This is a genomic window from Brevibacillus fortis, from assembly GCF_003013395.1.
GTDB classification, from domain to species: domain Bacteria; phylum Bacillota; class Bacilli; order Brevibacillales; family Brevibacillaceae; genus Brevibacillus; species Brevibacillus fortis.
The window spans coordinates 273813-288120 of sequence record NZ_PXZM01000023.1 but is presented as its reverse complement, the minus strand read 5'-3'; the positions used below and the strand labels follow the sequence as shown (position 1 = coordinate 288120).

General features: G+C 48.8%; 12 protein-coding genes. 2 read left to right on the top strand and 10 right to left on the bottom strand.

Annotated elements, in window-relative coordinates:
* Positions 1–20: 20 nt before the first annotated feature.
* The 10 genes from C7R93_RS15565 to C7R93_RS15515 all read right to left on the bottom strand — a co-directional run bounded on the left by C7R93_RS15565 (position 21) and on the right by C7R93_RS15515 (position 11758).
* Complete coding sequence (locus tag C7R93_RS15565; protein WP_106839752.1) at positions 21–401, bottom strand: thioredoxin family protein; 381 nt, start codon at positions 399–401, stop codon at positions 21–23.
* Between the two features lie 183 nt (positions 402–584).
* Positions 585–1115, bottom strand: a complete 531-nt coding sequence (locus tag C7R93_RS15560) for a YwgA family protein (protein WP_106839666.1) — start codon at positions 1113–1115, stop codon at positions 585–587.
* Positions 1108–2403, bottom strand: a complete 1296-nt coding sequence (locus C7R93_RS15555) for an HD domain-containing protein (protein WP_106839665.1) — start codon at positions 2401–2403, stop codon at positions 1108–1110. The genes C7R93_RS15560 and C7R93_RS15555 overlap by 8 nt, the downstream gene beginning before the upstream one ends.
* A gap of 135 nt (positions 2404–2538) precedes the next feature.
* Entirely contained in the window at positions 2539–5649 is a 3111-nt protein-coding gene (locus C7R93_RS15550; RefSeq protein ID WP_106839664.1) for an efflux RND transporter permease subunit, read from the bottom strand.
* Positions 5646–6878: an efflux RND transporter periplasmic adaptor subunit gene (locus C7R93_RS15545; RefSeq protein ID WP_106839663.1), complete on the bottom strand. Its 1233-nt coding sequence runs from the start codon at positions 6876–6878 to the stop codon at positions 5646–5648. The genes C7R93_RS15550 and C7R93_RS15545 overlap by 4 nt, the downstream gene beginning before the upstream one ends.
* A 34-nt stretch (positions 6879–6912) precedes the next feature.
* The gene (locus C7R93_RS15540; protein ID WP_106839662.1) at positions 6913–7536 is read right to left on the bottom strand and encodes a TetR/AcrR family transcriptional regulator; all 624 of its coding nucleotides are present in this window, start codon (positions 7534–7536) and stop codon (positions 6913–6915) included.
* 127 nt (positions 7537–7663) lie between these two features.
* Entirely contained in the window at positions 7664–8392 is a 729-nt protein-coding gene (locus C7R93_RS15535; RefSeq protein ID WP_106839661.1) for a bactofilin family protein, read from the bottom strand.
* Positions 8393–8406: 14 nt separating this feature from the next.
* Positions 8407–9030, bottom strand: coding sequence for a YhbD family protein (locus tag C7R93_RS15530; RefSeq protein ID WP_106839660.1), 624 nt, complete (start codon positions 9028–9030; stop codon positions 8407–8409).
* A 125-nt stretch (positions 9031–9155) separates the two neighbouring features.
* Positions 9156–10088 (bottom strand): RluA family pseudouridine synthase, encoded by a 933-nt coding sequence (locus tag C7R93_RS15525; protein ID WP_106839659.1) that lies wholly within the window; start codon positions 10086–10088, stop codon positions 9156–9158.
* Positions 10089–10645: 557 nt separating this feature from the next.
* Positions 10646–11758 (bottom strand): aminopeptidase, encoded by a 1113-nt coding sequence (locus tag C7R93_RS15515; RefSeq protein WP_106839658.1) that lies wholly within the window; start codon positions 11756–11758, stop codon positions 10646–10648.
* A 573-nt stretch (positions 11759–12331) separates the two neighbouring features.
* Between C7R93_RS15515 and C7R93_RS15510 the strand changes: the two genes are divergently transcribed.
* Positions 12332–13579, top strand: coding sequence for an MDR family MFS transporter (locus C7R93_RS15510; RefSeq protein WP_106839657.1), 1248 nt, complete (start codon positions 12332–12334; stop codon positions 13577–13579).
* A gap of 79 nt (positions 13580–13658) precedes the next feature.
* Positions 13659–14306, top strand: coding sequence for a hypothetical protein (locus C7R93_RS15505; protein ID WP_106839656.1), 648 nt, complete (start codon positions 13659–13661; stop codon positions 14304–14306).
* Positions 14307–14308: the final 2 nt, after the last annotated feature.

Here is a 14308-nt window from a genome sequence, read left to right as displayed (position 1 = left end):
TTTTACCTATATTATCCATTTTAAGATAGAGTCTGTTCTAGGTTCCTTTGCAAAAAACTTCGCAACATATTCTCGGGAACGGCTCCTTCCAGCTTGTCGACCACCTTACCTTTTTCGACGACAAAAACAGTGGGGGTTGCCTCTGCACCGAGGCGCGATGCTTCATCCAGCTCTTTCTGCTTATGGATATTCAGTCGTTGGATCATTTCCGGTGGATACGCCTTCACGACTCTCTCGAAGGTCGGGCCAAACTCCGTACAATATCCGCAGCTATCACTATAGACGTACACCACTCTTACTTCATGCGCACTGGCTGTACCCCACGCACTTATACCGACGGCAAAAATAACAGCACCGAGAGCGATCCACAGCCACCATTGCTTGATTCTACTCAAGTCCATCTCCCTTTCGCTAATCAAAATGTTTCATACCTATGTACTTGTCAAAGAACGATGCCCGTATTATGCAGCTCCAATCTGAGACAAAAAAAGCCAGCCCCATTGGACTGGCTGACATGGATAAAAAAAAGACGTACCACAACTCTTGCAAGTTCGTACGCCGTGCTTGTTCTCGTATGATGTTCCCTATTGCTCAAGTGCAGTGCCGCCGTCTTCCTTCATCAGCGCACGCAGTTCTTCAATAAACGCCTGACCTTTTTGAATCTCCTCTTCAGTGTAGCGCTGCTTGCTCTTAAACGTAAAGATTTTGCCCTTCATTTCCTCATACGGCAGGTGGTTGAAATACAGAATCGTAGACACCAGCTCGAGAAAACGGGAATTCTCCTCGTTCATACGCAAAATCGCACGTTCTCCACTACCGAAGTCAACCTCATGAAACTTGAGAAAATCATGACCGGTTTCGTTCAAAGAATAACGATACATATGAATGGCACCTTTACTCTCCATTTGCTCATCCAGAAGCCCCATGTTGCACAGCTCATCGACTCTGAGCGTCAGTTCCTCCGAATATGGGCCGTACATGTGAAACTCGTAGCGCTCATCGAAATCCATCTCCAGATGTTTTCCTATGTACACCATCTTCTGCAATTTTTTTCGCCCGCTCACTTCGCCGACTATCTCAATCAGGCGTATGATCTTGGCGTGACGATTAAGCATCCTCCATCACTCCCAGACGTTCTCGAATCTTACGGGAGAGATCCCCCGGCAAAGCCATGATTTTATCCAATGGAAAGTACAGCTTGTAATCAAAACGCCGCTTTCCGCTAATGGCCTGTACAATCTCTGACTTCTGTGACAGCTCGACCAGTTCGCCTGAAGGCATTTGGAGCATAATCGGAATGCGCTCCTCTTCTTCTCCGGCACGGTAAAAATCATACGGAAGATCGGAGGTCGTGTCTACCTCCAAATAATACATCGGATCAATTCCGGCAGATTGAAATAGTTCTTTGAGCTCAGACAGCAAGCGAAAATCCCTCGGATTATATTCGACGTATTTAAAGAGATTCCTGTCCAAAAAACGGCCGCACAAATCTTTCAACACCGGATCTTGCTCTCTGCGCCATAGCTGCATATAGAAAAGAATAATCGACTCATCGAGCGCCAAATAGTCAGCGAGCTCTACCTTTTCTTGCAAGAAAGGAAGCAGCATGACAGGCTCCTGCATGAACGGATAGCCTTGAGAGAACAAAAGCTTCGCCCGTTGAAAAATTTTGCACAAGATTACTTCGGCACTGCGTGTCACGGGATGAAAATAGACCTGCCAGTACATTTGATAGCGGGACATGATGTAGTCCTCGACGGCATGCATCCCGCTGAACTTAAACACAATGCCATCCTCCTGCGGCCGCATGACACGCAAGATTCGCTCAATCTCAAAATTGCCGTAATTGACGCCCGTATAGTAGGCATCGCGCAGCAAGTAATCCATCCGATCAGCATCGAGCTGGCTGGAGATCAGGCTGACGATCAGTTTATTGTCATATGTCTTATTAATCACTTCTGCCAATTTCTTCGGGAAGCTCTCATCAAAACGACGAAGAATTCGGTTGATTTGCGTATCTCCGAGCAAAATGGCGCGCGTCCAATCCTCGTGGTGGTACTTGAACACCTTTTCAAACGAATGGGAAAACGGACCGTGGCCCACATCGTGGAGCAAAGCCGCACATAGGCACAGCAGCTTTTCCTCATAGGTCAACTGAATACGGCCTTCGAACGTCTCCAAAATCCTGCGCATCAGTTCATACACGCCAAGCGAGTGGTTAAAGCGGCTATGCTCCCCACCGTGAAACGTAAAAAAGCTGGTGCCCAGTTGCCTGACTCTGCGCAAACGTTGGAATTCTGCCGAGTTGATCAAATCCCAAATGAATTTGTCCCGCACATGGACATAGCGGTGAACAGGGTCTTTGAATACCTTTTCTTCATGAAGAAGCTGTGGCTGTTGCATCCTGGACACTCCCTTCCTGTACTGCGTTCTCTCTATTACTGACAGTGAATTTTGATTCTATCATATCATACGACAGGGTAGAGAGAAAAAAGTAACAGCGACGAACCTCCTAAAAGGTCGTCGCTGCTCTCAAACCTACAAAGTTTCCGCCTCCGGTCCATACAAATCCGGGCGCTTGGCTGCTTTTTTCGCCAGCTTTTTGATCTTGCGCTGCGTCAGTACCGTATAGAAGGACGGTACGACGATCAAGGTCAACAGCGTCGAAAACGCCAAACCGGAAATAATAGTGACCGCCAGCGGTTTGAACAAGACATCACCAGAAATGGCCAGCGGCATCATACCTGCAATGGCTGTGAGCGAGGTCAAGAGAATCGGCCGCAGTCGCGCCTCGCACGCAGAAATAACCGCCTGCTTGAGCTCCATGCCTGTATGGCGTGCCTCCTCGATGAACTCGATCAAAACGATCCCGTTACGCACCACGATACCCGCCAAAGCAATAATCCCCATCATCGTCATAAAGCCAAGCGGCGTCTGCGTAACGAATAAGCCAATCAAGCTACCCGCTACGGCGAGGTAAATCGTACTCGTAACCAGTACAGGAATGGTTAAGGAGTAGAATTGCATCGCAATCAAAATCAGGATCAGGAATACGACAAGGATCGAGAGTTTGCCCATGTCGATAAAAATATCGGTCTGCTCGGAAGTCTCGCCACCAATTTCATAGCGATAGCCTTCCGGCAAGGACATGCTATCGAGCATCGGCTTGATCTCTGCCATCACTTCTGTCGCAGTTCGGTCTTTCAAATCACTGGTAACTGTCACGCTCCGCGACAAGTCACGGTGCGGGATCGTCTGTGTGCTGAAGGTCGGTTTTACTTCCGCGAGCTGTGACAGCGGAATTAGCTCACCCCGTGCATTTGCGATACTGAGTCGTTGGAACAGCAAGGCAGGGTCTTCCTCGCCTTTTTGTAAGAACAGCTTCATATCTACTAGCTCTGAACCTGTGTCAAACTCGCTGACGGTGATGCCTTCACTCACCAGACGCAATGTCGTGGACAAGTCCGTGTAATTGACGAGCTTTTGCTCCATCAGTTCTTTATTGACGACAAATTCCAAGGTGTAGCGCTCTACCCCGAAATCGTCTTGCACATTGTACGTTCCTGCTAAACCAGCAACCTTGTCTTTCACTTGTGCGGAAAGAGAGCGCAGTGTCTCAATATCCTCTCCGTACAAACGAATCACGACTGGTTTGCCTACCGGAGGACCTGCCTCCAGCTGCTTCGGTAGGATACTCGCTTCCGGAAACAGCTTTTTGAATTCCTCCGTCCACGGCTCCAGCATATTTTCGAGTGTTGTCTCTTTTTCATTATAGCGAACGACGAGTTGGCCGACGGTAATGCCACTTCCGGCACCTGTATCGCCCCCAAACATTTTCGGAGCGCTGTTACCCGCATACGCAGATACCGTCTCGATCCCTGGCTGCTTCAATACCCAATCCGATGTCCCACGCACCACTCTGTCTGTTGCCTCCAGACTGTTGCCCACTGGGAGACGAATATCGATGAGAAACTGAGGACGATCATCGTTCGGGAACAATTCCACCGGAGTGAGCGGTATCAATCCATATGCCGCCGTTCCGATCAATACCCCAATCATTCCCGCCAAGAGCGGACGCTTCAAAATTCTCGGCATGAGCTTGCTCGCATACCACTTGGTCAGCTGGAGCAATTGTTTCCCCAACAGTCCAGCGGGCTTGCGATAACCCTCTACGCCAGCTTTTCTCCGTTGCTCATACCACTGGCGAAAGATCGGGATGATCGTCAGTGACATGACCATCGACGCCAGCATCGTCATGGAAATAATCGCTGGAACTGGGCGAATGAACTGACCAACGTTGCCGCTAAGAAACATCAACGGGGCGAACGACGCAATCGTAGCCAGCGTAGCCGTCGTGATCGAAATCGATACTTCCTTGGCGCCATTAACGGCCGCAGCTAGCGGTTTTTCGCCCAGTACAGACAGTCTCCGCTCAATGTTGTCATTCACTACCACAGCGTCATCGACCAAAATACCAAGCACAATAATCAAGGAAACGATCGAGATCATGTTGAGTGAAATACCCAGAGAAGGCAGGAACATGAGTCCCACTGCCAAAGAAATCGGAATCGCCATCGCTACTACCAGCGATGTGATCAGGTTCAATCCAAGCGCGCACACCACCAAAACAGCGACGATAGCAATCATCATTTCCCGGGTAAGGTCGCTAAAAAGCTCATCCACGCGTTCATTTTGACTATAAATCGAGTGTCTCTCGGCCCCTGCCGGAAGTGTTTTATCCAAGGTGACCATCATCTCGTCTACACGCTTCTGCAAGGACGGCACATCACTGCCCGTCTCCGCATTGACGCTGATCGTAATCGAAGGCTTTCCATTGAAATACGAAGTCGTTTTAACCGTCTCCGTCGCCATTTTGACCGATCCGATGTCCTTCAAATAAATCGGGAAGCCCTCTTTTGAACGGGAGATGATGACTTTGTTCAGTTCTTCAACATCTGTATTTTCCGCCAGCTTGAGCTGGTAGGTCCGTTTTTCTGTGGTCAGGTCGCCAAGCGGAATTTTTTCATTTTCCTTTTTGACGGCCATCATCACCTGGCTCCACGTGATCCCGTACTGGCTCAGCTTTTGCGTATCCACCTCGATGTGGACTTCCTGCTCCGGAAGTCCTTCCACCAATACATCCGCTACGTTCGGAATCGTTCGCAGCTGTTCTTTCCACGATTTCAGCATGGTACGCATGCTGTACAATTCCTCACGCGTGTCAGCGGTAACCGCAAACGATTGGACAAATGTACGGTTTAAATCATCATTAATAATCGGCTGTTTCGCATCGGCTGGCAGATCTGCTTCTGCGTCCTTTACCTTCTTCCGCAATTCATCCCATTTTTGCTTCGGGTCTACATCGCTCTTTGTTTCCACCATGATAAAAGAGACCCCGAGGGAAGACGAAGAAGAAATATAATTGAGTCCCTGTAATTCATTGATTTTTTCTTCCAGCTTTTTCGTAACGGCCTGCTCGACCTTTTCCGGCGAAGCTCCCGGGTAAATTGTCGTAATCGTCGCCAGGTTAATGATGATATCTGGCGACTCTTGCTTGGGCTGCTGAAAAAAGCTGAGGGAGCCTACAAGTACAATCATGGTGAAAAACAGGAGCGTGATTTTGCGTTTTTGTACGATGTACTTGATCACGGTTGTGTACCTCCTGCCGCCTCGATTGGGTCACCGTCAAACAAACGGTCCACCCCTTTGACGATCAGTTGGTCTCCTTCTTTTAGTCCATTCTTAATCTCGAGCTTGTCACTGGCAATCTGTCCGACGACTACGCTTGTTTTGACAGCCTTTCCGCCTGCATTGACGAAGACATGCGCGTCATCTTTTCCTCTGCTGATGACTGCTTCTACTGGTACGTAGACACCTTCCTGCCCTGTTACCGTTTTGGTCGCTTTCACCACCTGTCCAGCAAACCAGTCACGAGCTTGGTTGGCGATTTGGACCTCTACGCCAATCGTTCCGGTGCTTTGGTTCGTGGCAGGAAATATTTTTGTCACTTTGCCATCCCGTTTTTGTCCATACAGGTCAAGGGAAATCGTCTCGCCAACTTTCCATGAAGAGATTTCACGGTCAGGAACGGGCAATACGACTTTTAAAGTGTCGATGTTGCCGACTTGATAGACAGGGGTACCTGAGCCGACCAAATTGCCCGCAGACGAGAGCTTGGCGATGATCGTCCCGTTAATCGGCGAGCGAAGCTGCGTTTTTGCGAGCGTATTGGCTGCCACTTCTTTAGCGATAACGGTCTGATTGAACACAGCCTGCGTCAACTGTTTGTCTTCGGCACGAGCCCCTTGGGTAACCAGCGAATAGGACTGCTGGGCATTTTGCAAATCTTTTTGTGCAATCGTCAGTCCATTTTGTGCACTTTCATACTCACTCTTGGAGATGGCGTTTTGCTGGTAGAGCTTTTCAATCCGGTTGAAATCATCCTGCATTTTTTGCAGACCCACCGTTGCCTTCTCCACCAGCAATCGCGCCTGCGTCACTTCTTGCTCTCTCGCCCCATTGTTTACCTTGCTAAGATTTGCTGCACTCTGCTGCATGGCAGCGTTGGACGAAGCAACCTGGAGCGAGTAATCTGTGGCGTTCACGCGGGCGAGTACATCACCTGCTTTGACCTTGTCTCCTTCTTTACGGCTCATCTCCACGATACGACCGCCGACTTCAAAAGAGACGAGTGCTTCCTCCAAAGGAGCCAGCGTACCAGACAGCTCCGTGACGGTTACGGCTTGCTCCTTCTTCACTTGTGCAACGACGACATGCTTCACTTCCTTCTGGGGTGCCGCAGCAGGTTGTTGCTCGCTGCAAGCCGTCGTTGCCAATAGTCCGATCATCATTACAGATACAAGCCATTTTCTCCTCATGACTTCCTCCGCCCCTATGTAGCTATGCTGTTATTTAAAGTCCCTTGATGCCTTGTAGCAAGATTTCAGAAGCATTTTCAAAAAGCTCTTCTTCTACCATTTCGAGATCGAGATTGACCCGATACTTCGCCATGAAGGCATAGAAGAAAGTGGAGACGAACATAAGAGCTGCCGTGAACGGATCTACCTTTGGCAAATGCCCTTGCTCTTGAAACGCTAGGAGCTTGTTGGACAATACCTCGACTGCAGTCATCGGCAGGCTGCTGAACATCTGCACGACTTCCGGGTGGTTATCCGCTTCAATCATGCAGATCATGAAAATTTCTTTGCGCTCGACCAATAAGCCGTAATACGTGCGTGCGTAGCTGACTAGCATTTGCTTGAGATCAGAAAACTCGCCTTGCAGCCCTTGCTCCAGCTGCTCTCGGACATCCATGATTTCTTTCAGGAGCTCTGTCAAGATGCCTACCTTGTTCTTGAAGTGACGAAATACCGTCACCTCATTAACCCCTGCAAGCTCAGAAATCTTGCGTGTAGTCGCTCCCTTGTATCCCTTTTGTGCCATTAGCTGACGTGCGGCCGATAAAATTCGCTCACGGGTTTCCTGTTCCTCTTCGCCTCTCCCCCCCAGCTTCTGTTCTATATCTGGGTGATCCATAACGCACCTCCGTGCCAAGCAAGCAATTACTTGCATTTTCATTTTTTTCCAAACTCATTATATAAAGGAACTGCATGCATGTAAATACTTGCATACAGTTCCGAATGTTAATTTTTCCTTGTCAGCCTTAACGTTGTGTCTTCGTCTTAATCTGCGAGCTTGGGTCTTGCTTGCATTCTGTGCTGTATTCGACCAGATCGATTTCGCAGTCGGGCCCAATCTCGATCTTGTTGCCGCGAACGACCTTGGCCTTTGTGTTTTCCAGATAGATTTCGTCTCCTTCAATCGTCTCTACGGACAAGGTATTGTTGAGAAAATGCTTCAACAACTTGCCCAAGGTGCTGTTGCCTGTTCGGCGCACCTCGATGTGCTCTCCGCCCATTTCTTTTGCTTCACAGCTACCATGCAGAAGCACCTCGATTCGTCCCGCATTTAGCAGTCCCCCGATACTAAACGCACCGTTTGCCCGAAACACTTCCGCTTCGCAATCCCCTGCGGTTTTCAATGAACCGAGAACCTTTACGTCCTCGCCTGTCATATTGCCCTGTACTTTGACGTTGCCACCGACCTTTAGACTCGTAAAATTCAAGTCATCCGCAACATCAAGCTGACCGTATACGGACAATGTATCCATTTTCACTTTGCCTTTAATCGACGCGTTGCCTTCTACTCTTGCCGTAGAGCCAGTGAGATCTCCCGTGATACTGACATGTCCTGCACAATGAAGCGACTCGCACTCTACGTCGCCATTGATCTTGCCGTAACCCTGCACATCTACTTTGTTGTATACGCCACCCGTCGCATTCACTGCCCCATGAAAGATCAAATCTGGCTTGTTATTATTCTCGTTTTGCATGGTATGGTCTCCCCCTACATAAATTTTGCTTTTAATTCTTCGATGCAATTGGCTAGAATGAGCCGCGTCACTACCTTTACACCGCTGTCAAAATACATATCGGTAGAGCCAGGCACCAACACGAATGTGGAAATCCCCATCTTGCGCATAAAGATCAACTCACAAGGCTTCCCTTCGAATTTGGGATAGTGGCTAGCCAGTACCTGCAGTAATCCGCCGCCTTCTTCCACACTCAGGTCTCCTGCGGCCAAAAGCTTTTCCAACACATAGACGTATAGCGCCTGCTGGAAAGTAAAGGTCCTTAGACTCCCGAGAAAAACGTTAAACACTTCTAAAGAGGTAGTCGAAACAATGTTTCGTGCCAATAATTCATCTGTGGACAACGACGTTTCACTCATATTCGGTGAAAACATATCCGCCAATTCATCTAGCGACAAGTCGTCTTTCATGTTGAGGATCTTGTCGATTCGAGCTAAAATCTGTTCGCGCGGGAAAAAGGTTTCTTGCCCTGTAAAAGTCGCTCGGCGAATGAACCACTCCTCTGGAATCAAATTCTTTCGTTTCCAACGGTATAACTGTCCGTACGAAATGCCTGTCAGCTCCAGCAGGTCCTTCTTCGAGATTACATTTGTGTCCAAGTGAAGCACCTCCAAAAACAATGTAACATAACACTGTTACGTTATTCAACTGCGGACTGTTTGACACTCGGAGGACTTTTGCACAGAAAAAAGGACTTCTGTCTTAGAAGTCCCTGTGGCCGTTCTTATTTAAACTCCGCTTGCATCAAGCGTTTCATATCAGATGGTATCGGTGCCTCAATCACGATCTCTTTTTCGAGTAGCGGGTGCAAAAAAGACAACTTAGAAGCATGCAGAGCCTGTCGGCGTAACAAACCTCTCGCTCCCCCGTACATCGTATCGCCAGCAAGCGGGTGTCCAATGTGGGCAAAGTGAACGCGAATCTGATGGGTACGACCCGTCTCCAGCCAGACGCGAGCGAGCGTCATTCCCTCAGAGGTCTGTTGTACCTCGTAATGCGTGATGGCAGGATCGCCACTCTCCACGACACGGCGCTTAGTCGGATGACGCGCATCTCGGCCGATTGGCGCATCAATCGTTGCAGCTCGCTCTGACAGTACGCCACTGGCAACCGCTAGATACTCCCGGTGAATGCCTCCTTCGCGCAGCAGCCTGTCAGCCAATTGATGACCATAGCTGCTTTTGGCTACGAGGATAGCACCTGATGTATCTTTGTCCAGCCGATGCACAGGATGTACGCTCGCTTGCTCACCGCGTGCCGCCAGTACGGCAGCAAGTGCATGTACCAACGTGTCGGTCTCCTGTTTAATCGGGTGCACCATCATGCCTGCCGGTTTGTTTGCAATCAAGAGATGATCGTCCTCGTACAAAATGTCGATGGACGGCATTGGTGTGGTCGGTCCCTCGGGCTTCGTATCATGCTGGGGCTGCCTAGACGGTTGCTCTTGTCGCTCGATGACCCGCACAGCGATTGTATCTCCTGCTTTTACTTGTTTTTGCAGGAAGGGCTGCTTGCGATTGAGCAAAATCCCTTTGCTTCTCGTCAGCCGCTGCATCATACGACCCGACACGTTGAGCTTTTGCCGGACGATTTGTTCCACGTTCATTCCCGTGTCTTGTTCATTGACGATGTATTCGATCCAATCTTTGCGGCTCACGTCTAATCCCTCTGTTCCATGCTTTTTTCTTATTGTAGCAAAAGGATGCTAGAGATGCTCGTTTGTAGTCGTCCTCTTACGTTTGGGGGCGGGGAAGCCCTGCCACATGTCTTCCAGTCGCCTGTATCCTCTCTGCGTTCGGGTGGTCTCCTTCCAGACATGTGACAGTGCTTGCGGACAGCTTGTTTCTACTTCGTGCTTTTAGAGCGTTTTGATTGTTATACAAGGGAGGTTTAGAACTTTCATCAACATGAATCAACTTACAAGAAGTTAACCAACAGCCACGTAGAAGAAGCGCATTTCCAGTCCAAGCGCCTCTGGAGCCCAACCCAGCTCCGGAATAAATGGCGGGGAATTTAAGCTTCACTTATGAAATCCTTCCCCGAAACGTCTACGTTTGAAGCGCTCCCGCCATTTATTCCGGAGCGAACAGTCAATCCCCCCTTGCGGGGCGTAGGCCGAAGCGTAGACTGGAAATGCGCTTCTTCCCTCATCGACAGCTACTTGAAAATGTAAAAAAACCACCATGCTAAGCATGATGGCCATCTTACACGATCTTACCCTTTTAAGTTTTCCGGATTGAGTCCTTGCAGCTCTGGCAAAACGAATAAACCGTCTTTGCGAATCAGCACATCATCAAACCAGATTTCGCCGCCGCCGTACTCAGGGCGCTGAATGTTTACCATATCCCAGTGGATTTGGCTGCGGTTGCCGTTATCGGCGTTGTCGTATGCACGACCTGGCGTGAAGTGGAAGCTGCCAGCAATTTTCTCATCGAACAAGATATCATTCATTGGGTGCAGGATGTACGGATGCACGCCGATTGCGAATTCCCCGATGTAGCGCGCTCCTTCGTCCGTATCGAAAATTTGGTTAAGTCTCTCTGTGTTGTTAGAAGTCGCCTCGACGATTTTTCCGTCTACAAACTTTAGACACACATTTTCGAATTTCGTGCCCATGTAGCTTGTTGCTGCGTTGTACGTAATCGTTCCATTCACGGAGTCACGCACAGGGGCTGTAAAAATCTCGCCATCTGGAATGTTGCGAAGCCCGGAGCAAATGATACTAGGGATGTCCTTAATCGAGAATTGAAGATCCGTTCCCGGTCCAACAAGGCGCACTTTGTCCGTGCGATCCATCAATTGCTGCAAAGGTAAAAAGGCTTCGTGCATCTTTTTATAGTCAACAGAACATACGTCAAAATAAAAGTCTTCAAAAGCAACGGTAGACATGTTGGCATTTTGCGCCAATGCAGTTGTCGGGTAGTTGAGCAGTGTCCAGCGTACATTGTTGGTCAGGTAGTCATTCAATTCTTGCATCACACTCTGGTGTGCACGACGACGCTCTACCGGAACATCGGCCATCTCGCTGTCGTTGGATGGACCATTGATGACGATATATGTATCCAAATCTTTGTACATTGGCTCTTCCCATTTTGCCAAATGAGTCGCGCGCTCTGCACTTGCACCGAGCATCAGCTCACGTTGGATAGACGGGTCAATAATCCGTACGAACGGATACGCTCCCAAATCGTACGCCTGCTTAACCAATTCTTTCGCCAAAGCGTGACCCTCGCCACGAACTTCAATCAACAAGCTTTCTTTTTCCTTCAGGCGTACAGAATGGCTCAGCAAATTTGTAGCCAACTTGACGATGCGTGCATCCAGCATGCGATATCCCCCACATTTCTAGCATGATTTGGTTATTGTTAAAAAATATTTTACCGAATGCAAGCCCCTTTTTCAATTATCGATGTTCTTGGTACTATTCAAAAAAAACCAAAAAATTATCTTGCATAAATTCAACTCTTTCGAGTATTCTAATCAACAAGAGTTTACCTATGTAAAAAATTTGAAAGACGGGAGTGCTGAGTTCATGGTGTTTTCTGTAGTTATCTTCGCTTAGGTGGGGCCTCTGATAAGGGGCACTGCCTCTTACAACCCTATCCAAAAGCTAGAAGCTGCAGGATGCCTGAACCGCTTCCGTCTTTTTCCCGATATGAATTGCGGGCCTTGTTTTACGGGTGAGCAGTCGGTTTAATGTACCTAAAATCAGTTGGTATATAAACCGTCTCTCTTTTGTCCACCGTTGAACGGGTTATTTCCCGCCACCCTTGTATCGTCTGATAAAGCGCAAGCGGAAGAGCACCGTCTCTATCCCGTTTGCGCTTTTTTATATGCCATTTATCCAAGAAGGCAATCGAGGTCAAGGCACCTGCAGAAAAGAATGGAGGAATTTGTGTCATGATTTGGCGTTCGTGGGATCTTAACTTGAAGGTACGTCTGTTTGGCGAATTGATCACGCACACCTTCTTTTGGATGTACTTTCCGTTTATGGCGATTTATTTTAGCGATACGTTTGGAAAGGATGTAGCGGGACTTCTGTTGATGGTACCACCGCTGCTCGGGATGCTGTCCAACCTGTTTGGCGGATATTTGGCTGACCGGGTAGGGCGCAGATTCACCATGCTGCTCTCGCTCTGTACATCGACGGTGATGTTCGCGCTGTTTGCGTTCTCTCCGTCTCCTTGGATCGACTACATTGCCTTCATCGGGATCGGAATCGCCGGGGCTCTCTACTGGCCTGCCAGCTCCGCCATGGTGGCTGATTTGACGACAGAAGAAGATCGAAGAATTGTCTTTGCCACCTTTTACACAGCGATGAACATCGGGGTGGTCGCGGGTCCTGTATTGGGTTCTGTCTTTTTTGTTCATTATCGCCCACAGCTTTTGATGTTCTGTACTATCGTTGAGCTGCTTTTTGCGGTCGCCGTCTTTTTCCTGCTCAAAGAAACGCTGCCTGAACACGTCCGTCAGGAGAAGGCAAAGGAGCGTTTTTCTCTGATTCAGCAATTCAAGAGTTACGCCATTATTTTCCGAGACAAAGCATTTGCCCTGTACATTGGCGCAGGAGTTTTGATCGCCATTGGGTTCATGCAATTGGATATTTACATGGCGTTGTATGTCAAAGAGCATGTCATGCAGCAACCATTATTTTCATGGGGCAATTGGAGTTATTCGGTCGGCGGAACCAGCGCATTCGGCTGGCTCATGGCCTTAAATGGTTTTTTGGTGGTTCTGTTTACACTGCCAGTCACACGCTGGTTTGAAAACTGGAGCGATCGTAACAGCCTCGTCATTTCCTCGGTCTTATTCGGTGTCGGTCTGTTCTTGATGGCCTTTACGACAAATATCTGGCTCCTGTTCGGCTGTATGGCGATTTTGACATTCGGCGAGCTGATGCGCACGCCAGTCGCCCAGAGCTTCATCAGTAAATATTCGCCGGAGGATGCACGCGGTCAGTACATGGGAGCTTCTTCGCTCCAGTTCTCGATTGGTCGCTTCATCGCTCCTCTGACGATCGGTCTATCCCAATGGCTCGCTCCTGTTGGCGTATTCGGTGTCATTCTGGGCTTAACCTTAGTCAGTGCGTATCTGTATATCATTTTGTTCCGGTTGATTGGTGCCAATGAAGTTAGCAAGAGTAGCTAGAGTAGAGCATGTCCGTTCTACCAAATCCCCTCCTCTCATATAAATGGGTCATAGATAGCTTGACCAGGAGGGGATCGTCATGCATCAGCCGAATGCCTTTGCTACATTTAGAGAACATCGAGGGGTCGTCTACCGGACTTCTACCTATCTTCAATGGGGACCGAACTCAGAGGGCAATCATTCTCTGGGGAGCTGTCTCTTACTCAATCCTGGTAGTGCCAAGCTTTTTCGTGAAAGACCTGCATCCGGTCATAGCATGATGGGTCAAACGACACTCGATCCTACGATGCGACAATTGATCCGGTTGGTAGAGGCGATCTACGGACAAAGGGCATTGGTAGGCAGATTTCACATATACAACCTGTTTTCCGTACAAAATGCTGCTGCCGTGAATGCCATTTCTCATTTCGAGCAACTCATTCATGAGAAAGAGACGACGCTCGAGTCTCAGCTCGTATCTACGCAGGAACTGCAAAAGCATCCGTGGCTCCTGCTCGGTTGGGGGCTTTCCCACCACCATTCCTGGCAGCATTTTTCTTCGCTCAAGAAACTGTGGAAACAACGGATCGCAACAGCAGGAGTACCGACTTTTGGCAAGCCATGTCCCAAGGGAATCGATTACTACCATCCGAGTCCCCCTCTACATTCGTCGAAAGAAATGATCGTGGAGGAACTGGTGGAGATCTATAGGAAAACGATTGGGCGAAAGTCTGCTCATCCGCTTTAGCA

Bases quoted from the DNA above. Each gene is read 5' to 3' on its own strand.
- C7R93_RS15565 (WP_106839752.1), bottom strand. From the start codon at position 401: ATGGACTTGAGTAGAATCAAGCAATGGTGGCTGTGGATCGCTCTCGGT.
- C7R93_RS15560 (WP_106839666.1), bottom strand. From the start codon at position 1,115: ATGCTTAATCGTCACGCCAAGATCATACGCCTGATTGAGATAGTCGGC.
- C7R93_RS15555 (WP_106839665.1), bottom strand. From the start codon at position 2,403: ATGCAACAGCCACAGCTTCTTCATGAAGAAAAGGTATTCAAAGACCCT.
- C7R93_RS15545 (WP_106839663.1), bottom strand. From the start codon at position 6,878: ATGAGGAGAAAATGGCTTGTATCTGTAATGATGATCGGACTATTGGCA.
- C7R93_RS15540 (WP_106839662.1), bottom strand. From the start codon at position 7,536: ATGGATCACCCAGATATAGAACAGAAGCTGGGGGGGAGAGGCGAAGAG.
- C7R93_RS15535 (WP_106839661.1), bottom strand. From the start codon at position 8,392: ATGCAAAACGAGAATAATAACAAGCCAGATTTGATCTTTCATGGGGCA.
- C7R93_RS15515 (WP_106839658.1), bottom strand. From the start codon at position 11,758: ATGCTGGATGCACGCATCGTCAAGTTGGCTACAAATTTGCTGAGCCAT.
- C7R93_RS15510 (WP_106839657.1), top strand. From the start codon at position 12,332: ATGATTTGGCGTTCGTGGGATCTTAACTTGAAGGTACGTCTGTTTGGC.
- C7R93_RS15505 (WP_106839656.1), top strand. From the start codon at position 13,659: ATGCATCAGCCGAATGCCTTTGCTACATTTAGAGAACATCGAGGGGTC.